This is a genomic window from Clostridium sp. ZBS2 (assembly GCF_023845855.1).
Lineage (GTDB): Bacteria > Bacillota > Clostridia > Clostridiales > Clostridiaceae > Clostridium > Clostridium aquiflavi.
In genome coordinates this window covers 1-25,160 of the sequence record NZ_JAMQIF010000027.1, presented here as the reverse complement: position 1 = coordinate 25,160, position 25,160 = coordinate 1, and the positions used below count along the sequence as shown (strand labels likewise).

The window sequence follows — 25,160 nt, the reverse complement described above, 5'->3', positions numbered from 1 at the left end:
ATGGAGGATTTAAATGAGTAAAATTACATATGATTATATGGAAGATTATATAAGAGGTTTAATTCCTGATAGAAAAGGAATATTAAAAGAAATAGAAGATTTTGCAAAAGAAAATGCTGTTCCTATAGTTCAAAAAGAAACAGGGGTATTTTTAGAGTTTATGGTAAATATGAAAAAACCACTTAGAATTTTAGAACTTGGTACAGCTATAGGTTTTTCATCTATATTAATGTATGAAGCTGCAAAAACTAATCCAGAAATTATAACAATTGAGAGAGATGAAAAAATGATAGAATTTGCTAAATTAAATTTGAAAAAGTTTAATTTAGAAGATAAGATAAAAATAGAACAAGGCGATTGTCTTGAAGTTTTAGAAAAATTAGAAGAACCTTTTGATTTAATATTTATGGATGCAGGTAAAGGTCACTATAATCATTTTCTTCCACATTGTTTAAGATTGTTAAAACAAGATGGGATTATTATAGCTGATAATGTTTTATTTAGAGGTATGGTAGCTTCTAATGAGCTTGTTAAAAGAAGAAAGATAACTATAGTTAAAAGAATGAGAACATATTTAGACATGGTTACTAGTGATGAAAAGCTAATAACAACAGTAATACCTATGGGAGATGGTATTGCAGTGACAAAAAGGAGGTAATTTAAAATGAGAAAACCAGAAATTTTAGCACCAGCTGGAAATTTAGAAAAATTAAAAATTGCAATAGATTTTGGAGCAGATGCTGTATATTTAGGTGGAGGAAAACTAAATTTAAGGGCGTTTTCAAATAATTTTACTAATGAAGAAATGGCAGAAGGAATAAAGTATTGTCACGAAAGAGGTAAAAAAGTATATGTTACTTTAAATGTTTTCGCAAGAAATCAGGATTTAAAGGGTGCAGGAGAATATATTAAAAGCTTATATGATTTAGGTGTGGATGCAATTATTGTAGCAGATCCATCATTAATTGCTATAGCAAAAGAAGCTGCTCCAGATCTTGAACTACATTTAAGTACTCAAGCAAATACTGTTAACTGGGTAGCAACTAAGTTTTGGCATGATTTAGGAGTAAAGAGAGTTGTATTAGCAAGGGAATTAACTTTTAATGAAATAAAAACAATAACATCTAATATTCCAGAGGATTGTGATATAGAAGCATTTGTGCATGGTTCAATGTGTATAGCGTATTCAGGAAGATGTTTAATATCTAATTATATGCTTGGAAGAGATTCTAATAAAGGAGTATGTTCAAATGCATGTAGATATAAATATCATCTTATGGAAGAAACAAGACCAGGTGAATATTATCCAGTAGTTGAAGATGAAAATGGTACATATATAATGAACTCTAAAGATTTATGTATGATTAATTATATACCAGAACTTGTACAAAGTGGAATATACTCATTTAAAATAGAAGGTAGAATGAAAAGTGAATTTTATGTAGCTTCTGTTGTAAAAGCATATAGAGAGGCACTAGATGCTTATTGGGAAGATCCAGAAAATTATAAATTTAAAGAAGAGTGGATGGATACATTAAATAAAATAAGCCATAGAAAATATCATACTGGTTTCTTCTTAGGTAGAATGGGTGAACAAAATTATGAAGAATCATCTTATGTAAGAGACTATGATATTGTAGGTATGGTTAAAGAATATGATCCTGAAACTAAAATAGCTACAATACTACAAAAAAATAGAGTATTTGAAAATGATGAAGTAGAGATATTAAGACCGCATACACCATATTTTAAAGTTAAACTTTTAGATATGTTTGATGCAGAAAAAAATGTTAAAACTGATGTTGCCAATAGAGCACATATGATATTTAAAGTGAAAGTTGAAAAACCATTACAAAAAAATGATATGTTAGTAAAATCTAATAAAGTACTTTCATTATAAAATAAATAAAATATTTTATTTTTGAATAAAACACCTTATCTAAGGCTAAAATTTAAGCTGAAGAGAGGTGTTTTTTATTTTTACTGATAAATATAGCATAAAGAAGAGATTGCTAAAGATTCTGGCTTTTTTTATTACACTAATAATAGTGTTGAGTATGAGATTGTATATGTTACAGGTACATCCATCAGAAAAAGTACAGGTATCTTATCAAAATCATCAAATGGAAAATATAAGTAATATAAAATACATGATTTTAGATACTAATGGAAAAGATTTGATGAAGTATAATAAAAAATATGTTTTAGTTGTTGATATTAAGCCTTTTAGTTTGAATAATTATGAGGAGACACTAGAGGATTTAATGGCTTTAAATTTTATAATGAAATCTGAAAATCCTGATTTTAATTATGCAGAAATAATGAAATCACAAGGAAAGATTTATTATAATATTTCAGAAGAAACTTATAATAAAATAAATAAACTTCAAAATATAAAAGGAATTTACACATATATCTTTGATGAAGTAGATACAAAAAAAGCATGGAGTGTTAGTAGCTTTTTAGCTAATATATTAGATGAAAATCAAGTTGAAGGATCTTTGCAAGAAAATCTTCAAGGATACCTAAAAAATAATGATTTGCCTAAAAAAAATTTTTATTTAGATAATAAGTCTGTATATGCTAAAGAAGTAGTTAATATAAATGATGATAATAATAATTTGAAATTAACTATTGATAAAGATATGGAAGATAAAATAAGAAGTATACTTGAAAAAGAAGAATATAAGTATTTAAAAAATGTTGGAGTAAGTATCATAGAAAGTGATACTGGAAAGATAAGAGCTTTAGTACAAAAAGATGAAAGTGAAGCTAATATAAACTTGGGTATCCAAGAAATTGGGTATGAACCAGGATCAATATATAAAATAATTACATTGGCCTCTGCATTAGAAATGGGTTTGGTAAATGTAAATGATACATTCAATTGTAGTGGAAATATATGTAGGGAAGGTCATGGAAGATTAACAGTCAAAAATTCATTAGTAAGATCTTGTAATGATATATTTGCTAAAATTGGTTCTTTAGTAGGATATGATAAGTTGATGGAATATTCTAAAGAACAAGGTTTGTATAATAGAGTTTTAAACTTAGAAGGAGAAAATAAAAATGAAACTTGTGGAATAAAACCTAAAGAAGATGCAGGAATGAACAATATATCAATAGGTCAATGTATGAATGTTTCGCCAGTTCAAATGTTAGGGGCTGTAAATACTGTAGTGAACAATGGAATATATGTAAAGCCGTATATTGTAGAAAGTATTTTAGATAAAAATGATAATGTAGTAAAAGAATTTAAAAGTGATGAGAAAAAAATTTATAGTGAAATAACATCAAGACTTGTTAAAGATGGAATGAAAGAGGTTGTAGTAAGAGGTACAGGAATAAAAGCATATATAGCAGATTTAGATATAGGCGGAAAAACAGGTTCAGCTACAGCTAGTGATGGAAATACACATGGATGGTTTTCAGGGTATTTTAAATTTAATAACAAAACATATACTATGGTAGTATTTATACCGAATATAGAACTACAAAATTTAGCAACTAATGTGGAACTTGGTGGAGGAGACACGGCTGCTCCCATATTTAAAGATATAGTTAAAACATTAAATAATAAATAAATATAATAAAATAGAAATGAATAAGCAACTTTTTTAATTTCTAAACATATTATAGTATCAAGCACTGTTATGGAGGAAAAAGGTGTTTGTATTAAATGGTTTCATAGAATTGATATGTAATTCTCTATTTTTAACAGGATATATAAGTAGCGGAAATACATTTCCCAACCCGCTTAATGAAAGTGAAGAGGAAGAATACTTAAAAAGACTTAAAGATGGAGATAAGACAGCCAAGGGTGTTTTAGTTGAAAGAAACTTAAGATTGGTAGCACATATAGTAAAGAAATATTCTTTTCCTAATAAAGATGTAGATGAATTAATCTCTATTGGAACTGTTGGATTAATTAAAGCGATTGATTCGTTTGATTCTAGTAAGGGTACTAGACTTGCTACTTATGCCTCTAGGTGCATAGAAAATGAAATCTTAATGTTGTTTAGAAATAATAAAAAACAAAAAAGTGAAGTATATCTGCAAGATCCTATTGGAGTAGATAAGGAAGGAAATGAAATTTGTCTTATCGATATATTAAGTAGTGATAGTGATTCGGTTTTAGAAAAAGTAGAGAATAACCTACAGATCAAAGACCTATATAAAAAAATTAAAGATTCTTTAACTAAAAGAGAAAGTACAATACTTATAATGAGATATGGATTGATAGATGGAAACAGAAAAACTCAAAGGGAGATAGCAGGGATGTTAGGAATTTCTCGTTCTTATGTATCTAGAATAGAAAAAAAAGCTTTAAAAAAACTAAAAAAAGAATTATTTGGTAAAATTTAAAGTCAAAATAAGGTGTAGCTAAAAAGCGCACCTTATTTTAATATAAAAAACTATTAATTATATTGAAAAATATGATAATCTTATTATAGGAAGATTATTTTTAGAATAAATTAAAAAAGGTTTTATTTTTTAAAAATATATTTTAATATTTAATGGGGGATGAGTATGTCAAATATCGACAAAATGATAAAAAGCATTGATTTAAATAATGTTTCTGATATTCATATTTCTTCTGGGTTACCTCCAATGATTAGAATAGATGGTAATTTAAAAAGTGCTAGTAACTTAGTAATTAATCATGAAACAGTAGCTCAATACATTAGAGAACTAGCACCAGAAAGATTTGAAGAATTTTTAGAAGAAGGGGATATTGATTTTAAGTATCAACCTGAAGGTATGGGGAATTTTAGAGGTAATGCATATAAGTGTAAAGGGAATTATTCTATTTGTTTAAGAGTGATAAAACAACGTATACCTAAAATTAGTGATATAACAAATGCACAAATACTAAAAGATTTTACAAAACTGAATGATGGATTAGTATTAGTAACAGGTCCTACAGGATCAGGTAAAAGTACAACACTCGCGGCCATGATAAATGAAATTAATAACACAAAAGAGAAACATATAATTACATTAGAAGATCCTATTGAGTATATCTATGATAATAATAAATCAATAATAAATCAAAGAGAAGTTGGTCAAGATACTAAGAGCTATGTTATGGGACTAAGAGCTGCATTAAGGCAAGATCCAGATGTTATATTAATTGGAGAAATGAGAGATACTGAAACAATAGAAGTGGCATTAAGAGCAGCTCAAACAGGTCATTTGGTATTTTCAACACTTCATACAATGGGAGCTGCTAATAGTATTTATAGAATAATTAACTCTTTTGATAATAAAGAACAAAATGAAATTAAAGTACAACTTTCTTCGTTGTTGAGAGGAGTTGTATCACAAATTTTATTACCTAATGCTACAGGTGTTGGAAGAACTGCAGCACTAGAAATTATGACATGCACTACTAGTATAAAGAATTTAATAAGAGAGGGAAATTATGAGCAGATCAATAGTTTTATTCAAATGGGGTCTAAGTATGGAATGCAAACTATTGATATGGATTTGAAAAGATTGGTTAATGAAAATATAATAGTTAAAGAAGAGTATATAAAATGGAAATCAAACAATAATTAAAATTAACAAAGTAATAAAAAGGAATTTTAATTGTTATGTTGAATATAAATAGGAAACAGTATACTTTTCTGCAAGGAGGTAAGAAATAAAATAATGCAAGAAGAAATAATTGCATCAATAGACTTTGGAAGTAAGAAGCTATCAGCTTCTCTTGCAGCAAAAAAAGATGAAGAGGATATGCAAATACTTGGTGTTAAGTATTGTAAATCTAAAGGAATTGAAAAAGGAATAATTAAAGATGTTGACAAGTGTCGAGAAGTTTTAAAAACTCTTTTAAAAGATTTAGAAGATAAAAGTGGTAGGAAGATAAAAAATATTTCAGCAGGGATATCAACAAGAAATATTAGAATAACTGAAGTCACTGTTTCTATTTCATTAATAGAGGGGATCGCTAAAAAAGAAGATATAAATGAAGCATTAAAAAAGGCTAGAAACGCTACTTCTATTAGTGACAATGAAATTCTAATTGATACGTTGATTAATTTTTATATCTTGGATGGAAAAGTTTTACATAGAGATATATTAAATTGGCGAGGTAATAAATTAGATATAAATTTAACTTTAATAATAGGATTAAAAGATGAAATTACTAAATATTATGAGATTTTTAAAGGCACTAATTACAATCTATCTAATATAAAGTTAAATATATTGTGTGGTAAACAGATATTTTTAACTGAGGATGATGTAGGAGATAAAGTTTTAGTAGATATAGGTGCAGGCAATATAGATATGGCTATATTTAGTAATGGAATTCCTAAATACATTGGTAGTATACCTTTAGGCGGAAGTAATATTTCTAAAGATTTGGCAATTTGTGGAGAGCTTTCATTTTCGGAAGCTGAGAATATAAAAATAATTTATTCTAGTAATTATGAAACTTTGTATAAAGATAATAAAATAGCGGACGAAATAGAAGTTGGAACATTAAAGATATCAAAATCATTATTTTATGAAGTTATTAATGCTAGAATTGAAGAAATACTAAATTATATTAATAGAGAGTTAAAAAACACTGGTCATTATGATAGAATTTGTAGTATAATTCTATATGGTAGTGGATTAAATTATTTTGAGAATATAAGCAATTTCGTTAATGATATTTTGAAAATTCCAGCTACAGTTATAACAAAAGATGACTTAGGGATAAAAAATCCTGAGAATATAACATCTTTAGCTGTGGTCAAGGAAGTTTATGATAATTTAGATTTAATTTCATATGAGTATAAAAATTCACAGAAGGTTAATGATATTGTTATAAGTAAAAATGAAGAAGAAAAAATAGAAAACAAAGCAAGTAAGAGTGTTTTAAAGAAAGTCAGAGATTTTTTAGAGGGAATTTTCTAAAGGAGGAGTTATTTTGTTAGATTTTGATGGGGATATTCAAGAATTAACTAATATAAAAGTAATAGGCTGCGGAGGTGGCGGTAGTAATGCTGTAAATCGAATGATAGTTGAAGGGTTAAAAAATGTAGAATTTATAGCAATTAATACAGATAAACAAGCATTAATGCTTTCACATGCAGATCAAAAAATTCAAATTGGAGAAAAGTTAACAAAAGGCTTAGGTGCTGGAGCTAACCCTGAAATAGGGAAAAAAGCAGCAGAAGAAAGTAAAGAAGAAATTTCAGCTGCAATAAAAGGTGCTAATATGGTATTTATAACTGCAGGAATGGGTGGCGGAACTGGAACTGGTGCTGCTCCGATAGTTGCAGAAATAGCTAAGTCTATGGAAATATTAACTGTAGGTGTAGTTACAAAGCCTTTCCCATTTGAAGGTAAGAGAAGAATGAGACATGCAGAAATGGGTATAGAAACATTAAAACAAAAAGTAGATACATTGGTTATTATTCCAAATGAAAGACTACTTAGAATGGCAGATAAGAAGACTACATTATTAGATTCATTTAAATTAGCTGATGATGTGTTAAGACAAGGTGTACAGGCAATTTCTGACCTAATTACTATTACTGGTGTAATTAATGCGGACTTTGCAGATATAAAGGCAGTTATGCTTAATAAAGGATTAGCTCATATGGGGGTCGGTTTTGGAAGTGGAGATAATAGAACTCAAGATGCAGTTCATCAAGCAATTTCATCTCCATTATTAGAAACATCAATTGAAGGTGCAACAGATGTTATAATAAACTTCACAGGTGGAGTTGATTTAGGTGCATTAGAAGTTTACGATGCAGCTGATGTTGTGCGTGAAGCAGTAGATCCTGATGCTAATATAATCGTTGGTGCAGTAATTGATGAAACACTTAATGAGGAGATTAGAATTACTGTTATAGCTACAGGATTTGAAGTTCCTAACAATAATATTGCTCCTTCAGAAGTGATAAATAAGGTTACTCAAACTCAAAGAGAAGAGGTACCACAGCCTAAGGCTCCTACACCAGAAGTTGCAGCGACAGTGGAACAACCTAAACAAGAAAGTAATTTTGATGATGATGATCTATTAGATATACCTGTTTTCTTAAGAAGAACTAAAAAGCATTAATACTTAGTATTTTATGAATTTATATATAAGAAAAGCATGCGAGATTAATTAATCTTGCATGCTTTTTTCTTTATACAAATTTTATTGTTTTAATACATGTTATTACTTTTTATAAAGTAATTTATCTATGTTATACAATTAAAGATAGTAATTGATTAAATATAAAAGTATTATTGATTATTAAAAACTAAATGTAAATATATGTAAAAAGTTATGTTCTAAAAATGGCAATATCGTATGCTATTGTGACAAATTTTTAATTAATATAAGTCTATAATAAAACTCAATAGGGGGATTCGTATGGAGGTATATATAGATATTTTAATTTTAGAAAATTTTATAATTAATTTATTTCTTATGATACTAACAATGAAAATACTAAAGTATAAAGTTAAAGATATTCTATTAATATGTTCAGGATTTATAGGAGCATTGTATACGATTGTACTATTATTTCCTGAATTGAATGTGTTAACTTCATTTCCTTGTAGAATAATAATCTTATATATAATGATTAGGATAAGCTATGGTAAAAAAGGTTTTATTAATACAATTAAAGCAATGTGTGTATTTTTATTATTAACATTTACATTAAGTGGATTATGTTTTTTATTTTCACTAAATCAAAATGAATATTTGTTAGGAGAAAGTTTTGAAATAAGCAAGTACTCAATGAAGTATTTGCTATTAGGTGGAATGATAATATATATGTTTTGTAATAGATTAATAGAATATATTAAAAACAAATTAATGGTGAATAATTTTAAGTTTAGTATACAGTTTAAGGTATCTGACAATATGTATGATATAAAAGGTTTCTTAGATACTGGTAATGAACTAAGAGAGCCTGTTAGCAATCTTCCATGTATTTTAATAGAAAAGGATCTTATAAGTACAATTGATTTTAATTGTAAGGATGTCTATTACATACCTTATAGTGCAATTGGGTATGGAGGTAATTTAAAAGGAATAAAGGTAGAATCTATAAAAATAAAAGGTGAAAAATTTTATAATGAAGTGGACGCTATCATATGTCCTTGTAATGAGAAGTTAAGTAAAGAAAATGATTTTAATGCATTGTTATCAAGAGGAGTAATATAAAAGGGGTGTATTATGAGAAGAATGATTTTATTTTTAAATAAGTTATTATCTAGATTTAAATTATTTAGAAGAAAGCTATATTATGTAGGTGGTAGCGATGCACTTCCACCACCATTATCAAAAGATGAAGAAGAAACCTTAGTGAATAATCTTATGCATGGAGACGAAAGTATAAGAAGTATCTTAATAGAAAGAAATTTAAGACTAGTTGTTTATATAGCAAGAAAGTTTGAAAATACAGGTGTTCATGTAGAAGATTTAATTTCAGTAGGAACTATTGGATTAATAAAAGCAGTAAATACTTTTAATCCAGAAAAAAAGATTAAATTAGCAACATATGCATCTAGATGTATAGAAAATGAAATTCTAATGTATTTAAGGAGAAATAGTAAAATAAAAGCAGAAATTTCATTTTACGAACCTTTAAATATAGATTGGGATGGAAATGAATTATTGTTATCAGATATTTTAGGTACTGAAAATGATGAGGTATACAATTTAATTGAAGATGAAGTTGACAAGCAATTATTGTTAATGGCACTTAAAATTTTAAATGATAGAGAAAAAGAAATTGTAAGACTTAGATTTGGGCTAAATGGGACACGAGAAAAAACTCAAAAGGAAGTTGCGGATATGCTTGGAATATCTCAATCTTACATTTCAAGATTAGAAAAAAAAATAATTAGAAGACTAAAAAAAGAAATAAGCAAAATGATTTAGCTTGTCTTTAGTATAAAAGTATTATCTATCGGAGATAATCTTTAATGCAGCAGATTATTACTTCCGAAAGGGTTGGTACTTATGATTATTAATAAGGTGGAAATATGTGGAGTAAATACTTCTAAACTTCCAATGCTTAAAGAAAAAGAAAAGAAACAACTTCTTTTAGCATTAAAAAAAGGAGATTTAAGTGCTAGAGAAACCTTTATAAAAGGCAACCTAAGATTAGTACTTAGTGTTATTCAAAGATTTAATAATAGAGGAGAAAACGTTGATGATTTATTTCAAGTAGGATGTATTGGTTTGATGAAATCAATAGATAATTTTGATTTATCACAAAATGTTAAGTTTTCAACCTATGCAGTACCTATGATAATAGGAGAAATTAGAAGATATTTAAGAGACAATAATTCTATAAGAGTTAGTAGATCATTAAGAGATATTGCATATAAGGCATTAATAGTAAGAGATAAATTTATAAAGGACAATAATAAAGAGCCAACAATATCTCAAATTGCAAAAGAACTAGAACTACCAAGAGAAGAAGTTGTATTTGCGTTAGATGCAATACAAGATCCGGTATCTTTATTTGAACCAATCTATCATGATGGTGGAGATGCAATATTTGTTATGGATCAAATAAGTGATTCGAAAAATACAGATGAAAGTTGGCTTGAAAATATATCCATAAAGGAAGCTATGAAAAAGCTAACAGATAGAGAAAAATTGATTTTAAATTTAAGATTTTTTAGGGGAAGAACGCAAATGGAAGTTGCAGATGAAATTGGCATTTCTCAAGCACAAGTGTCTAGGCTGGAAAAAACAGCTTTAAAGCATATGAGAAAACATGTTTAAAATTAATCCATATGGTATAATAAAAACTGATATTTAACAAATATCAGTTTTTATTATATAAGTAATTAAGTAAAGTTATCATACATATAAATATATAGAATAAATAAATTTTTTAGTTTCATTTGCTGTTTGCTTTGTATTTAAAGCAAATTAAATACAAAATTTATGTATTTAAATACTCATTTGAAACTTATAAATTAGAATTCATTAGCAGGCAAATGTTGTATTTAGTGTTATACAAGAAAGAGTATTACAAATCAGTGTTAATGTATAAAAGTATTTTTTATAGGTAGGGGGATAACTATGGAAGCAGAAATGTATTCACTTAATGCCATGAGATCTATGGAAATAATAGATATATCTACAGGGCGTAAACTTGGTTTTATAAAAGATTTTAAAGTTGATTGTGATGAAAATAAAATAACTTCATTAATTTTACCAAGTACAACTATGAAATCGTGGTTTTTAAAAGATGATGAAATAGAAATTAAGTGGAATGATATAGTAAAAGTTGGAGTTGATGTTATATTAGTTAAATCAAATAATATTCCAGAGTATGATTCTAATAATGGGTAGTAATCAGAACAAAAACTATATATAATAAATTTATAAATACTTTTTACTAAAGTAAAAGAGGTGATTAAAGTGAAATGTCCATTTTGTAATTTTGAAGAAAGCAAAGTTGTTGATTCCAGAGCAACAGATGATAATACTACAATTAGAAGACGAAGAGAGTGCTTAAATTGTAATAAGAGATATACTACGTATGAGAAAATAGAGGATTTTCCTGTTTTAGTTGTTAAAAAAGATTTAACTAGGGAAAACTTTAATAAAGAAAAAATTATTAATGGTCTTATTATTGCTTGTCAAAAAAGACCTGTTTCAAGAAAACAAATAGAAGATATAGCTTATGAAATAGAAAAATCAATTTCTAATAGAATGGTTACTGAAGTTGCATCTAAAGATATAGGTGAAATGGTTATGGATAAACTTAAACAAGTTGATGAAATATCATATGTTAGATTTGCATCGGTCTATAGACAATTTAAGGATATAAATACTTTCTTAGAAGAAATTAAGAATCTCGTAGTTAATTAAAATTAAAATAGTTATTTAAAAAGGATTTTGAATATGTTAGATTTAACTTTCAAATCCTTTTTATATATTAATATATATAATAGTATGTTATATATATGTTATAGAGACGTTAAAAGTTAGTTAATACAATTAATATAAAACTTATAAATGATAAAATTAATGTATAAATTTGGGGGGATAATTCTGAAAAAATTAGAATTAAAAGAAATAGAAAATATAGAAGATTTTATGACAATAAAATTAGACAATACTGCCAAAATAGTATTTTCAAATGCAGAACTTAATAGGAGTTTTAATAGGAATACTGATGAAGGAATTAATCAATTAGAATCACTGAAATATAAATTTAATGTTAGCGAAGTGGTATATTTAAAACAAGTACATAGTGATAATATATTAATTTATAATAATAATGATATTAAAAATGAAGAAGGGGATGCAATAATAACAGATAATAAAAATGTTATTATTGGAGTTTTTACTGCGGATTGTGTTCCTGTTATATTGGTGGATGAGATTAAAAAGGTATCAGCAGCAATTCATAGTGGATGGAGAGGAACATTTAATTCTATTACTTTAAAAACAATAGAAAAAATGAAGAATGAGTTTAAGTGTAATCCTAAAAATATTAAAGCTTATATAGGACCTCATATAAGAAGTTGTTGTTATGAAGTATCAGCGGAATTAAAAGAAAAGTTTTTAAAAAAAAAGAAAGAAATTAAAGAGTTGGATTTATTCAATAAAAATAATTTAAATTTAGAAGAATGTATATTAAATGATTTAAGAAATTCAGGAGTTAAAGAAGAGAATATAAATACTTTAGAATTATGTACATATTGTAGTGAAAAAATTAAATTACATTCATATAGAAAATCAAATGGGGATTATGGTAGAATGTTTACTTTTATAATTTTAGAGTAAGGAGAATAGTTATGTCTGATGAAAAAATATTGATAGTGGATGATGAGGAACACATAATAGAATTACTAAAGTTTAATTTAATTAATGCAGGGTACAAGGTCTTTTGTTGCAATAATGGTATAGATGCCCTTGAAATAGCAAAGATAGAAAAACCTAAATTAATATTATTGGATTTAATGTTACCAGGATTAGATGGTTTTGATGTTTGTAAAGAAGTAAAAAAAGATAAAGAAACTCAAAATACATCAATAATAATATTGACAGCAAAAGGAGAGGAAATTGATAAAATCTTAGGTTTAGAATTAGGTGCAGATGATTATATAACTAAACCTTTTTCTGTAAGAGAATTATTAGCACGAGTTAAAGCTGTTCTTAGAAGAACTTATCCAGGGGCAGACATTGAAAATAATTCATATGAGTCTCAAGGCCTTAAAATAGATTTTGATAGACATGAGGTGTTTATTAATAATCAAAAAATTGAATTGACTTTAAAGGAATTTGACCTCTTAAAAATATTAATAAAAAATAGAGGGAAAATTCTTCAAAGAGAAACGTTATTAGATAAAATATGGGGATATGAGTACATAGGGGAAACTAGAACAGTAGATGTACATATAAGATATCTAAGAAAGAAGATAGAAGAAGACGATAAAAATCCTAAATTTATAGAAACCATTAGAGGAGTAGGTTACAGGTTTAACCCAATTGATAAATAATGAAAAAGAAAATATTAATATCATCAATGATGACAGTTTTTTTTGCTCTTATAATAGTAACTTCTTTTTTTGTGTTGTTAAGTAATTTTCAACAAATTAGAGATACGAAAAATGAACTTAGAAATTTTAACTTACTTATTGGTCAATTAGATAACTTAGATTCATTAAATAATATCAATAAACAAGATTTTAGAGAAATAAAAATAAACAATGCACCAGTTAGATTTACATTACTTGATACAAATGGAATTGTATTATATGATATGGAAAATGAATTAGAAAATAATTATAAGAATAATAAAGAATTTCAACAAGCTATAGAAAGTGGAGAAGGATCATCAACTAAGTATAGTGAAGATGGTAATATTAATTTAATATATTATGCTACAAAATTAAATAATAATTTAATGGTGGTAAGTTCAGTTCCTGTTAATATGGTAAAAACGTTCCAAAATAAAAATATAAAATATTGTATAGGGATAATAACTGTTGTAATGTTTTTTTCTATATCATTATGTTTAAAATTGATAAAGATGATTATTGAGCCAATTAAAGATTTAGAATCAGTGACTCACAAGATGGCTAATGGAGATTATAAAATAAGAGCTAAAATAAATAGTAAAGATGAACTTGGAAATTTAGGAGAAAGTTTTAATAATATGGCAGATCAGCTTCAAATGAAAATGCATGAGATAGTTGACAAACAAACTAGAATAGAATCTATTTTAAGAAGTATGGAAAGTGGTGTTATTGCAGTAGATAATAATAATATTGTAATATCTATTAATCCTTATGCAGAAAGAATATTTGGTATAAAGAAAAATATTTTAGGTGAATCCATAATTGAGTATATTTCAGATTATGATATAAATACTTTTTTAGAAGAGGATTATGAAATAGATAAAGAAATAAAAATACTTCATCCAATAGAACGTGATTTAAAGATAAAAAAATCAAATATAATAAACGGAATAGAGATGATAGGTAAAGTTATAACGATACAGGATATAACTGATATAAAAAAACTTGAACTTATGAGAACTCAATTTGTTGCAAATGTGTCTCATGAGTTAAAAACACCATTAACATCTATTAAAGGTTTTGCAGAAACATTAAGATATGTAGAAGATGATGAAACTAGAGAAAAATTTTTAAATATAATAGACAAGGAATCAGAAAGATTATCAAGATTAATAAATGATATTTTAGTACTTTCTAGTATTGAGAGTAATATATCAATTCAAAATGATGAATTTTTACCTAAAACTATAATAGAAGATGTTGTAAATATGATAAGAAAACTTGCTAATAATAAAGAAATAAATTTGGAATTTTATGATGATAATCAAGAACTTATATTAGGAGATAAGGACAAATTTTATCAGCTAACATTAAATTTAGTTGAAAATGCTATAAAATATTCAGAGAATGGCTCAAATGTTAAAGTGATAAGTTATAGTAAACGAGGATATTATTATTTAGAAGTTAGTGATAATGGAATAGGTATACCTAAAGAAGACTTGCCAAGAATATTTGAAAGATTTTATAGAGTGGATAAATCACGAAAAAAGGGTGGAACAGGATTAGGACTAGCTATTGTAAAACATATAGTTAAAACATTTAATGGAGATATAAATGTTAAAAGTACATTAGGTGAAGGTAGCACATTTAAAGTGAGGATAAAATATATATAAATTATTAGAGTATGTTTTAGTGTTGTGTTGATATACGTCACTTTACATATTGCATAGATAAACACATATTTAAAACATAGCCAATTATTAAAATAAGCTGAAAAGTAAAATTTTCAGCTTATTTTATTTTGCATAGATTTTATAAAATTAATTTAAATTTTAGGATATGCTGTAGTAAGGTATTGATATTTTCCAATGTTAAATTCATTTAACGTAGTCCTAATAAAAGTTAACTTTAATCTAATAATAGCTTAACTTACTGGTTATATTATAAGTATAAAAGAATTAATTAATGTAAAAAAAGTTGATGGAGGAATTTTATATGAAAAAAAATACTTTAAAACTTATAGTCAGCGCATTATTAATAACTATGATTGGAGGAAGCATGGTCGGATGTGGATCTGAAGATAGTGCAAGTGAGGCAGGAAATGGAATAAGTGGATCAATAACGGTAAGCGGATCATCGGCATTATTACCATTAATGGAGCAATCAATTGAAAAATTTAATGAAATAAATCCTAATGCTGCAGTAAGTGCGCAAGCAGGTGGTTCAGGAACAGGTCTTACTCAAGTATTAGAAGGGACAGTTGATATTGGAAATTCAGATATATTTGCAGAAGAAAAATTAGATGAAGCGCAATCTAAAGAATTAGTAGATCATAAAGTTATAGGTCAAGGTTTTGGAATTGTTGTAAATAAATCATTAGGAGTTACAAATTTAAGTAAAGAACAATTAAAAGGAATATTTTCAGGAAAAATAACAAATTGGAAGGACGTTGGAGGCCCAGATAAAGAAATATTCTTAATTCATAGAAAATCAGGATCTGGAACAAGAGGTACATTTGAAAATAAAATATTAGATGGAAATAAGTCATTAGAAAATGATTCTTTAGGGGCAGTTCAAGATTCAAATGGTGCAGTTCTTACTGCGATGAAACAAAATGATGGAGCAATAAGTTATTTAGCTCTTTCTTATATGAATACAGCTGATGCTAAAGAAATATTACAAGTTACGAGTATTGATGGAGTATCTGCACATAATGAAAATATAAAAGACGGAAGTTATTCTTTTTGGTCATGGGGTCATATGTATACAAAAGGTGAAGCAGAAGGATTAAGTCAAGAATTTATAAATTTTATAACAAGTGAAGATAATAAGGAAAGCATAGAAAGTTTAGGATTTATTTCAGGAGCTGAAATAAAAGAAAAATAATAATTTAAAGGATGATTAAAAGATGAAAAAGAGAAGTTTTAAGGAAAGGCTTAAAAATGAATATTTGGGTCAGGGCTTTGCAACTCTATGTGGAATACTAATAATAGTAATTACAGGCTTGATATTATTATTTATAGCTTCAAAAGGAATTAAATCATTTACCCAAAATGGATATAGCATAACTGAATTTTTATTTAAAAATGATTGGAAGCCAAATCAAGAGCAGCCTTCCTTTGGAGCTTTAGCATTCATCTTAGGTTCTACATGTGTATCAATAGGAGCTGTAATTTTAAGTGCTCCTATTGCAGTTGCACTAGCTATTTTTACTAACATTATTTCTAGTAAGTTTGGTAATAATGTAATAAAACCATCATTAGAAATATTAGTTGGAATACCATCAGTTGTTTATGGGTGGGTTGGAATATCAGTATTGGTACCATTTATAAAAAACAATGTTGGAGGAATGGGATTCTCACTTTTATCAGGAATATTAGTTTTATCATTAATGATATTACCTACAATTGCTACTTTAGCTATAGATGCAATAAAAAATATACCTAATGATCATATAGAAGCTTCTTATGGATTAGGAGCGACAAGATGGCAGACAATAAGCAGAGTAATAGTACCAGGAGCGAAATCAGGAATTTTGACAGGTGTGGTATTGGGTATAGCAAGAGCGTTTGGAGAAGCACTTGCAGTACAAATGGTAATTGGTAATACTGTTAAATTGCCAGAAGGACTTCTTTCTTCGATGTCTACATTAACTAGTATTATAACAATGGATATGGCTAATACAGTAGGTGGAACAATGTGGAATGACGCATTATGGACATTAGCATTAATATTACTTGTTATTTCATTTATTTTTATAGTAATAGTTAGAAAGATAGAAAAAAGGAGTGCAGTATAATGGATGCTAAAAAAGTTGATAAAATGGCCACTGTAGTGTTTTATATAATAAGCATATTTATAGTAGGTTTGTTAGGTGCATTTATTGCTTATATATTATATAAAGGTGGAAATATGATAAAACCTTCTTTCTTATTTGGAAAACCTAAATTAACAGGAGCTGGTGGAGGAATAGGACCACAATTATTTAATTCATTTTATATGCTTATTGTTTCATTAATAATAACAGTACCAATAGGAATAGGTGCAGGAATATACTTAGCTGAGTATGCAAAAGAAGGAAAGTTTTTAAACATAATAAGAATGTCTCTTGAAACAATTTCTTCATTACCATCTATAGTTATAGGTATGTTTGGACTATTAGTGTTTGTTAATATGGCAGGTTGGGGATATTCAATACTCGCTGGAGCTATATCAGTCAGTATATTAAATATACCATCTATGACTAGAATTTCAGAAAATGCAATAAAAGCAGCTAGCAAGAAGGTAAAGGAAGCTTCATTAGGACTTGGTGCAAGTAAGTGGCAAACAATATCTAAACTTACAGTGCCAACAGCCATGAGCGAGATTTTAACTGGAATAATATTATCAGCAGGTAGAATTTTTGGAGAGGCAGCAGCTTTCCTGTATACAGCAGGATTAAGTTCAGGAGCTTTAAATTTTAATCAAATAAGTTTGGTTGGAAATAAATCGGCATTTTCTCTTTTTAGACCAGCAGAAACTTTGGCTGTTCATATTTGGAAATTAAATTCTGAAGGAATAGTAGTAGATGCAGCTCAAATTGCTAATGGGACAGCAGCAGTATTAATTATAGCAGTTCTTTTATTTAATATTTTAGCAAGGTTAATAGGAAATAGATTAATGAAATCTTATGGTGGAAAGTAGGGGAGTATAAGGAATGAGTATTATAAAAACTAAGAATTTAAATTTATATTATGCTGAAAATCAAGCGTTAAAAGATATAAATATGAATATAAATAAAAATGAAGTTACAGCATTAATAGGACCATCGGGATGTGGTAAATCAACTTTTTTAAGAACTTTAAATAGAATGAATGATTTGATTGAAATAGTTAGAATAACTGGAGAGGTTTTATTTGAAGATAAAGATATATATAAAGATTATGATGAGATATATTTAAGGAAAAGAGTTGGGATGGTATTTCAAAGACCTAATCCATTTCCTATGTCTATTTATGATAATATAGCATATGGCCCAAGAATTCATGGAACTAAAGATAAAAAAATATTAGATGAAATTGTTGAAAATAGTTTAAAAGGTGCAGCGCTTTGGGATGAAACAAAGGATAGATTAAAAAAAAGTGCAATGGGACTTTCTGGAGGGCAACAACAAAGATTATGCATTGCAAGAACTTTAGCAGTATCTCCAGAAGTTATTTTAATGGATGAACCAACATCGGCTTTAGATCCAATTTCAACGAATAAAACAGAAGAATTAATAGAGCAACTAAAAAAAGATTATACAGTAGTTATAGTAACTCATAATATGCAACAAGCAGGAAGAATAGCAGATAAAACAGCTTTCTTTTTAAGTGGAGAAGTTATAGAATTTGGAAAAACTGAGGATATATTCTATAATCCTAGAGATAAAAGAACAGAAGACTATATAACTGGTAGATTTGGTTAAATGAAAGGGTGAGGATTAATGACAAGAGAATCTCAAGATGCTAGAGTTAAAGAAATTAATAGACAATTATTAAAAATGACAAGTTTAGTAGAAAAACAAATACATGATAGTATGGTTTCATTGAAAAATCATGATTCAGATATGGCAGATAAGGTTATAAAATACGATGATAAAGTAGATGAGTTGCAAAAAATAATAGAAGAAGATTGTATAAAATTTATTGCAATGGAGCAACCACTTGCAACAGATTTAAGAAGAGTGTTTACAGCATCAAAAATAGTAACAGATCTAGAAAGAATGGCAGATCATGCAGTGGATATATGCAAAATAACTAAAAGATTAGATAGAGTAGTATTTAAAGAAAATATTAGTGAATTGTGGGATATGGAAATAAGAGTTAGAGAAATGATTGGATTAGCAATAGATTCATATATAAGGGATGATGTTAAATTTGCATATAAAATATGTAAAATGGATGATGCAATAGATGATTTATATAAAAGATTATTTGGTGTTTGCATAAATGAAATTAAAAAGAATGAGAATTTAATTAATCAAGGAACACAACTATTATTTGTAATAAAGTATTTAGAAAGAATTGCAGATCATGTTACTAATATATGTGAATGGACAATTTTTTCAAAGAACGGAACTTATGTGGATTTAAATGAATAAAAGAATAAAGTAGAGGCTAGGAAGTAAATTATTCCTAGCCTTTACTTATAAAAAAAAGGTTTAAACTTAAAGTTTATTTTAGGGAAAAATGAATAAAAAATGGTTTTAAATATAGTGTTTGCAATAACTAGTTAGTTATTATATAATTAAACGTACTATAATGAAGATGGGATGTTATAATTAGGAGTGAAAAAATGAAAAATATTATAACAAAAGTAGAAGAATACAGTATTGCTGAAGAAGTTGGAATAGAAATAAATGATAGTCTAATATCTATTAATCAAACTCCAATAGGCGATATTATGGATTATAAATTTTTATCAGCAGATGAAGAAATAGTTTTAGAAATAGAAAAAACAAATGGCGAAATTTGGGAAATAGAAATAGAAAAAGAATACGGAGAAGATATAGGTCTTGAATTTGGCGGTGGCATAATGGATAAAGCAAAAAGATGTAGTAATAAATGCATTTTTTGTTTTATAGATCAATTACCACCTGGAATGAGAGATACTTTATATTTTAAAGATGATGATTCTAGATTATCTTTTCTTCAAGGAAACTTTGTTACATTAACTAATATGAAGGAAGAAGATATTGATAGAATAATAAAATATCACATAAGTCCAATTAATGTATCAGTACATACAACAAACCCAGAACTTAGGGTTAAAATGTTGAATAATAGATTTGCAGGAAATATATTAGAGAGATTAAAAAGATTAACAGATTCAGGAATTACAATAAATGCTCAAATAGTATGTATACCAGGCATAAATAGTGGAGATGAATTAAAGAGAACTATAGAAGATTTATATAAGCTTCATCCATTTGTAGCTAGTGTGGCTGTTGTTCCAATAGGAATAACTAAATTTAGAGAAAAACTTCAACATGTAAAGACATTTACTAAGGAGCAATCTGCAAAAGAAATCGAAATGGTTAAAGAACTTCAAGATAAATTTATGAAAGAAGTAAATGAACCTTTTGTAAGGCTATCAGATGAATTTTATATAGTTTCAGGCAAGGAAGTTCCAGGTAATGACTTCTATAGAGGATATGAACAACTAGAAGATGGCGTAGGGGTTGTAAGATACTTTAATGATGTTATAGATGAAACATTAAATGATCTAGATAAAAATTCTAAGGGGAGTTTTTCAATCGCAACAGGTGCTTTAGCTTATGAAGAAATTATAAAAGCTAGAGATAAGATTTTGAAAAAAAATCCTAATATAAAATTAGATGTATACAAAGTAATAAACAATTATTTTGGAGAAACAATAACTATAACAGGACTTTTAACTGGAACTGATATAATAAATCAATTAAAAGGAAAAATAAATACGAAATATTTATTAATGGCTGATTGTATGTTTAGAAAAGGATATGAATTAGCTGACTCTAGTGAACAAATTATGCTAGATGATTTGAAAATTAGAGATATTGAAGAGGCATTAGATGTAAAAGTTATAGTAACAGATTACACAGGAGAAAATTTAATTAGTATATTAAACGAATATAAGGAGGAATTTTAATGGGAAAACCGATAGTTGCAATAGTAGGAAGACCAAATGTTGGTAAGTCAACATTATTTAATAAATTAGCAGGGAAGAGAATTTCCATAGTACAAGATACACCGGGAGTGACAAGAGATAGAGTTTATGCTGAGGCTGAATGGTTAAATTATAACTTTACTATGATAGATACTGGTGGTATAGAACCTACAAATGACGATATAATAATGAAACAAATGAGAAGACAAGCGAATATTGCTATAGAAACTGCTGATGTAATAGTATTTATAGTTGATGGTAAAGAAGGTTTAACTGCTGCGGATCAAGAAGTAGCTAATATGTTAAGAAAAAGTAAAAAGCCAGTAGTATTAGTAGTAAATAAAATTGATTCTTTAAAATATGAAGAAAACAGTTGGGAATTTTATAACTTAGGAATTGGTGATCCTATAACAATATCAGCATCACAAGCATTAGGTCTTGGTGATATGCTTGATAGAGTAGTAGAACATTTTGATAGATTTGATGCTGATGCTGAAGAGGATGAATATATCAGAATAGCTATGATTGGAAAGCCTAATGTAGGAAAATCATCATTGATAAATAAGTTGTTAGGAGAAGAAAGACTTATTGTTTCTGATATAGCAGGAACAACTAGAGATGCTATAGATAGTTATTTAGAAACAGAACAAGGAAAATTCATTTTAATCGATACAGCTGGACTTAGAAGAAAAAGCAAAGTTAAAGAAGAAATAGAAAGATATAGTGTTATAAGAACATATGCATCAATAGAAAAAGCAGATGTATGTATACTTATGATAGATGCTCAAGATGGTGTAACAGAACAAGATGAAAAAATAATAGGTTATGCTCATGAGTTAAATAAAGCTATTATAGTTCTTGTAAATAAATGGGATCTTGTTGAGAAAGATGACAAAACTATGGAGAAGTTTAAAAAAGACTTACAAGGTAGTTTGAAATTTATGCCATATGCTGAATATCTATTTATTTCAGCATTAACAGGACAAAGAACTCATAAAATTTTAGAATTAGCTAAAAAATGTTATAACAATTATAACAAGAGAGTATCTACAGGAATATTAAATGATGTAATAAGTAAGGCGATACTAATGAAAGAACCACCAATAGTTAGCCTTAAGAGAATGAAGATATATTATGCAACTCAAGTTGCTACTAAACCACCTAAGTTTGTATTTTTCGTTAACGATGCTAGTGCTTCACATTTTTCTTATGAAAGATATTTAGAAAATCAATTAAGAAATAGTTTTGATTTTAAAGGTACTGGTATACAAATCGAGTATAGACAAAGGAAGGAATAGTAATGAATAAAGTAAGTTTTATAGGTGGAGGAAGTTTTGGAACAGCTTTAGCTATACTGCTTGCGGAGAAGGGGAATACTGTAAGTATATACAATAGAGATAAAAAAGTTGTTGATGACATAAATATTAATAGAAGAAATGATAAATATATAAAAAATTTAGAAATTCCTAGTAATATTAAAGCATTTGATAATTTAGAAAAAGCAACTGAAAATGCTGAATATATTGTTTTAGCAATACCATCTCATACAATACGCAGTATTTGCAAACAGTTAAAAAATAAAATAAAACAAGAAACTATTATAATTTCAATTGCCAAAGGAATCGAAGAACATACTGATAAAAGATTATCTGCCGTTATTAAGGAAGAGTTAAATAATCCAATTGTTGTTTTATCGGGACCTAGTCATGCTGAAGAAGTAGTATTGAAACTGCCAACAACACTTGTAGTTTCTTCAGAAAATATGAATTCTGCTAGTGAAGTTCAAAATTTATTTATGACCTCTTTCTTTAGGGTATATACAAATGAAGATTTGATAGGAGTAGAAGTTGGAGGTGCTGTTAAAAACATAATTGCACTAGCTGCTGGAATTTTAGATGGTTTAGGTTATGGAGATAACACTAAAGCTGCATTAATGACCAGAGGAATGAAAGAAATTTCTAGAATAGGTTTAGCTCTTGGTGGAAGAGAAGAAACTTTTTATGGTTTGACTGGAATGGGAGATTTGATAGTAACATGTACTTCTAATCATTCTAGGAACAGAAAAGCAGGTTTATTAATTGGAAGTGGTATGAATGCAGATAAAGCAATTGAAGAAATAGGAATGGTAGTTGAGGGTGTAAAAGCTTGTAAAGCCTTTTATGAATTGAAAGAAAAAATAGGAGTATCTATGCCTATAACTGACATTTTGTATAAAGTTTTATTTGAGAAAAAGGATCCTAAATTAGGGATTGAAGAACTTATGCTTCGCGAAAAGAAAAGTGAAATATTTTAATATTAGTCCTAAAAAGAATTTTTTAACCATATAACTGTGTTAATAAAGTCTTTTTAGGACTTTTCTATTTAAAATTTTATTTAATCTGTATATTTTTAGTTTTTTAAGAATATATATATATTGGTAAAAAGAATAAGGAGGGAATAATGTGGACAGCTTTAACATATACAAAGATATAGCTGAAAGAACCCAAGGGGACATATATGTAGGAGTAGTTGGACCGGTAAGAACTGGTAAATCAACTTTTATAAAAAGGTTTATGGACCTTATGGTAATACCAAAGATTGATAATACTTATAAGAAAGAAAGAGCGAAAGATGAGTTACCACAAAGTGGTTCAGGTAAAAGTATTCACACAACAGAACCTAAATTCGTACCAAATGAGGCGGTAGAGATAAATTTAGGAGATGAAACAAAATTTAAAGTTAGAATGGTAGATTGTGTAGGATATATTGTAAAAAGTGCATTGGGATATTTAGAAGGTGAAGAAAGTAAGATGGTACATACACCATGGTATGAGTATGAAATTCCTTTTGAAGATGCAGCAGAAATAGGCACTAGAAAGGTTATCAGTGATCATTCAACCATAGGACTTGTAATTACAACAGATGGAAGTATTACAGGAATACCAAGAGAAGATTATATGGAGGCAGAAGAAAGAGTTATATATGAGCTTCAATCAATAAATAAACCATTTGTGGTTGTACTTAATACTAATAAACCCAATTCTCAAGAAACAAAAGCATTAAAAAATGAATTAGAAGCAAAATATAATGTAGCAGTAAAAGTAATGGATATATACAATATGGATGAAGAAGATATAGAAGACTTATTTGAGTATGTACTTAGAGAATTCCCAGTAAAAGAAGTTAATATAGATATGCCAGAATGGTTAGAAAAATTAGACTGTAATCATTGGTTGAAAAAGAACTTCTTCGATGTCATTTTAACTATGAGTAATGAAATTTCAAAAGTTAGAGATGTTAAACATATATTAAATAGTTTTGAAGAAAAAGAATTTATGGGCACAACATCTATTAAAGAAGTTGATTTAGGCAATGGAACAGCAAATATACTTATGAAACCTAAAGATGGTATATTTTATAAAATACTTAGTGAAATATGTGATTTAGAAGTAAATTCAGAAAGTGATCTTTTAAGTATAATAAAAGATTTAACTTATGCAAAATTAGAGTATGATAAGGTTAAAGATGCCTTGGAGGATGTTAGGGAAGCTGGTTATGGATTGGTAGCACCACAACTATCAGAAATGAAATTCGAGGAACCAGAGATTGTAAAACAAGGAAGTAAATTTGGTGTTAAATTAAAAGCAAGTGCTCCAAGCTTACATTTTATAAAGTGTGACATAAAGACAGAGATTAGCCCAATAATGGGATCTGAAAAGGAATCAGAAGAACTTGTAAAGGGGTTACTAGAACAATTTGAAACAGACCCAGCACAACTATGGCAAAGCAACATGTTTGGAAAATCTTTAGAAGTACTAGTTAAAGAAGGACTTCAAAACAAATTATATAAGATGCCAGAAGATGTACAAGTTAAAATTCAAAAGACACTTCAAAAAATTATTAATGAAGGTAATGGCGGTTTGATTTGTATAATTCTTTAACTTTAAGGGATTAATAATTTAAAAGGAGTTTAAAGAGAAAGAGTCTTTGAACTCCTTTTTAATTCTTTAGGAATT

24 protein-coding genes are annotated in these 25,160 nt (G+C 27.6%); all 24 read left to right on the top strand.

The genetic code is table 11. From position 1 onward, the window contains the following. Nucleotides 1–13 precede the first annotated feature (13 nt). The 24 genes from NG918_RS14420 (at nt 14) to spoIVA (ending at nt 25,085) form a co-directional block, all read left to right on the top strand. Nucleotides 14–658, top strand: a complete 645-nt coding sequence (locus NG918_RS14420) for an O-methyltransferase (protein ID WP_252212942.1) — start codon at nt 14–16, stop codon at nt 656–658. 6 nt (nt 659–664) lie between these two features. Beyond that, the gene (locus tag NG918_RS14415) at nt 665–1,900 is read left to right on the top strand and encodes a peptidase U32 family protein (protein WP_252212940.1); all 1,236 of its coding nucleotides are present in this window, start codon (nt 665–667) and stop codon (nt 1,898–1,900) included. A gap of 169 nt (nt 1,901–2,069) precedes the next feature. Beyond that, nucleotides 2,070–3,584, top strand: a complete 1,515-nt coding sequence (locus tag NG918_RS14410) for a penicillin-binding transpeptidase domain-containing protein (RefSeq protein ID WP_252213069.1) — start codon at nt 2,070–2,072, stop codon at nt 3,582–3,584. An 82-nt stretch (nt 3,585–3,666) separates the two neighbouring features. Next, a complete protein-coding gene (sigK, locus tag NG918_RS14405) occupies nt 3,667–4,365 on the top strand; it encodes an RNA polymerase sporulation sigma factor SigK (RefSeq protein WP_252212938.1) in 699 nt (232 codons plus the stop codon). Nucleotides 4,366–4,530: 165 nt separating this feature from the next. Beyond that, nucleotides 4,531–5,562, top strand: a complete 1,032-nt coding sequence (locus NG918_RS14400) for a type IV pilus twitching motility protein PilT (RefSeq protein ID WP_252212936.1) — start codon at nt 4,531–4,533, stop codon at nt 5,560–5,562. Between the two features lie 93 nt (nt 5,563–5,655). Then, nucleotides 5,656–6,909, top strand: coding sequence for a cell division protein FtsA (locus NG918_RS14395; RefSeq protein WP_252226763.1), 1,254 nt, complete (start codon nt 5,656–5,658; stop codon nt 6,907–6,909). A gap of 13 nt (nt 6,910–6,922) precedes the next feature. Beyond that, nucleotides 6,923–8,065, top strand: coding sequence for a cell division protein FtsZ (gene ftsZ / locus NG918_RS14390; protein ID WP_252212932.1), 1,143 nt, complete (start codon nt 6,923–6,925; stop codon nt 8,063–8,065). A 300-nt stretch (nt 8,066–8,365) separates the two neighbouring features. Beyond that, nucleotides 8,366–9,166 carry a sigma-E processing peptidase SpoIIGA gene (locus NG918_RS14385; RefSeq protein ID WP_252212930.1) on the top strand — a complete coding sequence of 267 codons (801 nt, stop codon included), beginning with the start codon at nt 8,366–8,368 and terminating at the stop codon, nt 9,164–9,166. A 12-nt stretch (nt 9,167–9,178) separates the two neighbouring features. Next, entirely contained in the window at nt 9,179–9,886 is a 708-nt protein-coding gene (gene sigE, locus NG918_RS14380; protein ID WP_252212928.1) for an RNA polymerase sporulation sigma factor SigE, read from the top strand. A gap of 81 nt (nt 9,887–9,967) precedes the next feature. Next, a complete protein-coding gene (gene sigG / locus NG918_RS14375; protein ID WP_012425713.1) occupies nt 9,968–10,741 on the top strand; it encodes an RNA polymerase sporulation sigma factor SigG in 774 nt (257 codons plus the stop codon). A gap of 303 nt (nt 10,742–11,044) precedes the next feature. After that, the gene (locus NG918_RS14370) at nt 11,045–11,317 is read left to right on the top strand and encodes a YlmC/YmxH family sporulation protein (protein WP_012424744.1); all 273 of its coding nucleotides are present in this window, start codon (nt 11,045–11,047) and stop codon (nt 11,315–11,317) included. A 69-nt stretch (nt 11,318–11,386) separates the two neighbouring features. Continuing rightward, nucleotides 11,387–11,839 (top strand): transcriptional regulator NrdR, encoded by a 453-nt coding sequence (gene nrdR / locus NG918_RS14365; RefSeq protein ID WP_252212927.1) that lies wholly within the window; start codon nt 11,387–11,389, stop codon nt 11,837–11,839. A gap of 228 nt (nt 11,840–12,067) precedes the next feature. Next, the gene (gene pgeF / locus NG918_RS14360; RefSeq protein ID WP_252213067.1) at nt 12,068–12,760 is read left to right on the top strand and encodes a peptidoglycan editing factor PgeF; all 693 of its coding nucleotides are present in this window, start codon (nt 12,068–12,070) and stop codon (nt 12,758–12,760) included. Between the two features lie 11 nt (nt 12,761–12,771). Then, nucleotides 12,772–13,476 (top strand): winged helix-turn-helix domain-containing protein, encoded by a 705-nt coding sequence (locus NG918_RS14355; RefSeq protein ID WP_252212925.1) that lies wholly within the window; start codon nt 12,772–12,774, stop codon nt 13,474–13,476. After that, nucleotides 13,476–15,170: a HAMP domain-containing sensor histidine kinase gene (locus tag NG918_RS14350; RefSeq protein WP_252212924.1), complete on the top strand. Its 1,695-nt coding sequence runs from the start codon at nt 13,476–13,478 to the stop codon at nt 15,168–15,170. The genes NG918_RS14355 and NG918_RS14350 overlap by 1 nt, the downstream gene beginning before the upstream one ends. Before the next feature lie 322 nt (nt 15,171–15,492). Continuing rightward, nucleotides 15,493–16,383: a phosphate ABC transporter substrate-binding protein gene (locus NG918_RS14345; RefSeq protein WP_252212923.1), complete on the top strand. Its 891-nt coding sequence runs from the start codon at nt 15,493–15,495 to the stop codon at nt 16,381–16,383. A 22-nt stretch (nt 16,384–16,405) separates the two neighbouring features. Next, nucleotides 16,406–17,296 (top strand): phosphate ABC transporter permease subunit PstC, encoded by an 891-nt coding sequence (gene pstC / locus NG918_RS14340; RefSeq protein WP_252212921.1) that lies wholly within the window; start codon nt 16,406–16,408, stop codon nt 17,294–17,296. Further along, nucleotides 17,296–18,180: a phosphate ABC transporter permease PstA gene (gene pstA, locus NG918_RS14335; protein WP_252212920.1), complete on the top strand. Its 885-nt coding sequence runs from the start codon at nt 17,296–17,298 to the stop codon at nt 18,178–18,180. Before pstC ends, pstA begins: the two co-directional genes overlap by 1 nt. Nucleotides 18,181–18,193: 13 nt before the next feature. After that, nucleotides 18,194–18,943, top strand: coding sequence for a phosphate ABC transporter ATP-binding protein PstB (gene pstB / locus NG918_RS14330; RefSeq protein WP_252212918.1), 750 nt, complete (start codon nt 18,194–18,196; stop codon nt 18,941–18,943). An 18-nt stretch (nt 18,944–18,961) separates the two neighbouring features. After that, nucleotides 18,962–19,618, top strand: coding sequence for a phosphate signaling complex protein PhoU (gene phoU, locus NG918_RS14325; RefSeq protein ID WP_252212917.1), 657 nt, complete (start codon nt 18,962–18,964; stop codon nt 19,616–19,618). Nucleotides 19,619–19,812: 194 nt separating this feature from the next. Further along, nucleotides 19,813–21,147 (top strand): DUF512 domain-containing protein, encoded by a 1,335-nt coding sequence (locus tag NG918_RS14320; protein WP_252212915.1) that lies wholly within the window; start codon nt 19,813–19,815, stop codon nt 21,145–21,147. Further along, the gene (gene der, locus NG918_RS14315; RefSeq protein ID WP_252212913.1) at nt 21,147–22,463 is read left to right on the top strand and encodes a ribosome biogenesis GTPase Der; all 1,317 of its coding nucleotides are present in this window, start codon (nt 21,147–21,149) and stop codon (nt 22,461–22,463) included. Before NG918_RS14320 ends, der begins: the two co-directional genes overlap by 1 nt. Before the next feature lie 2 nt (nt 22,464–22,465). After that, the gene (locus NG918_RS14310) at nt 22,466–23,458 is read left to right on the top strand and encodes an NAD(P)H-dependent glycerol-3-phosphate dehydrogenase (protein ID WP_252212912.1); all 993 of its coding nucleotides are present in this window, start codon (nt 22,466–22,468) and stop codon (nt 23,456–23,458) included. Between the two features lie 148 nt (nt 23,459–23,606). Further along, a complete protein-coding gene (spoIVA, locus tag NG918_RS14305) occupies nt 23,607–25,085 on the top strand; it encodes a stage IV sporulation protein A (RefSeq protein WP_252212911.1) in 1,479 nt (492 codons plus the stop codon). Nucleotides 25,086–25,160 lie beyond the last annotated feature (75 nt).

What these genes read in the sequence shown, in the direction of transcription:
- NG918_RS14320 (WP_252212915.1), top strand. Translation starts at nt 19,813, where the DNA reads ATGAAAAATATTATAACAAAAGTAGAAGAATACAGTATTGCTGAAGAA.
- NG918_RS14420 (WP_252212942.1), top strand. Translation starts at nt 14, where the DNA reads ATGAGTAAAATTACATATGATTATATGGAAGATTATATAAGAGGTTTA.
- NG918_RS14400 (WP_252212936.1), top strand. Translation starts at nt 4,531, where the DNA reads ATGTCAAATATCGACAAAATGATAAAAAGCATTGATTTAAATAATGTT.
- NG918_RS14350 (WP_252212924.1), top strand. Translation starts at nt 13,476, where the DNA reads ATGAAAAAGAAAATATTAATATCATCAATGATGACAGTTTTTTTTGCT.
- NG918_RS14355 (WP_252212925.1), top strand. Translation starts at nt 12,772, where the DNA reads ATGTCTGATGAAAAAATATTGATAGTGGATGATGAGGAACACATAATA.
- NG918_RS14345 (WP_252212923.1), top strand. Translation starts at nt 15,493, where the DNA reads ATGAAAAAAAATACTTTAAAACTTATAGTCAGCGCATTATTAATAACT.
- NG918_RS14415 (WP_252212940.1), top strand. Translation starts at nt 665, where the DNA reads ATGAGAAAACCAGAAATTTTAGCACCAGCTGGAAATTTAGAAAAATTA.
- pstC (WP_252212921.1), top strand. Translation starts at nt 16,406, where the DNA reads ATGAAAAAGAGAAGTTTTAAGGAAAGGCTTAAAAATGAATATTTGGGT.
- NG918_RS14370 (WP_012424744.1), top strand. Translation starts at nt 11,045, where the DNA reads ATGGAAGCAGAAATGTATTCACTTAATGCCATGAGATCTATGGAAATA.
- NG918_RS14310 (WP_252212912.1), top strand. Translation starts at nt 22,466, where the DNA reads ATGAATAAAGTAAGTTTTATAGGTGGAGGAAGTTTTGGAACAGCTTTA.
- NG918_RS14395 (WP_252226763.1), top strand. Translation starts at nt 5,656, where the DNA reads ATGCAAGAAGAAATAATTGCATCAATAGACTTTGGAAGTAAGAAGCTA.
- pgeF (WP_252213067.1), top strand. Translation starts at nt 12,068, where the DNA reads ATGACAATAAAATTAGACAATACTGCCAAAATAGTATTTTCAAATGCA.
- sigG (WP_012425713.1), top strand. Translation starts at nt 9,968, where the DNA reads ATGATTATTAATAAGGTGGAAATATGTGGAGTAAATACTTCTAAACTT.
- phoU (WP_252212917.1), top strand. Translation starts at nt 18,962, where the DNA reads ATGACAAGAGAATCTCAAGATGCTAGAGTTAAAGAAATTAATAGACAA.
- der (WP_252212913.1), top strand. Translation starts at nt 21,147, where the DNA reads ATGGGAAAACCGATAGTTGCAATAGTAGGAAGACCAAATGTTGGTAAG.
- pstB (WP_252212918.1), top strand. Translation starts at nt 18,194, where the DNA reads ATGAGTATTATAAAAACTAAGAATTTAAATTTATATTATGCTGAAAAT.
- NG918_RS14410 (WP_252213069.1), top strand. Translation starts at nt 2,070, where the DNA reads ATGTTACAGGTACATCCATCAGAAAAAGTACAGGTATCTTATCAAAAT.
- sigE (WP_252212928.1), top strand. Translation starts at nt 9,179, where the DNA reads ATGAGAAGAATGATTTTATTTTTAAATAAGTTATTATCTAGATTTAAA.
- pstA (WP_252212920.1), top strand. Translation starts at nt 17,296, where the DNA reads ATGGATGCTAAAAAAGTTGATAAAATGGCCACTGTAGTGTTTTATATA.
- NG918_RS14385 (WP_252212930.1), top strand. Translation starts at nt 8,366, where the DNA reads ATGGAGGTATATATAGATATTTTAATTTTAGAAAATTTTATAATTAAT.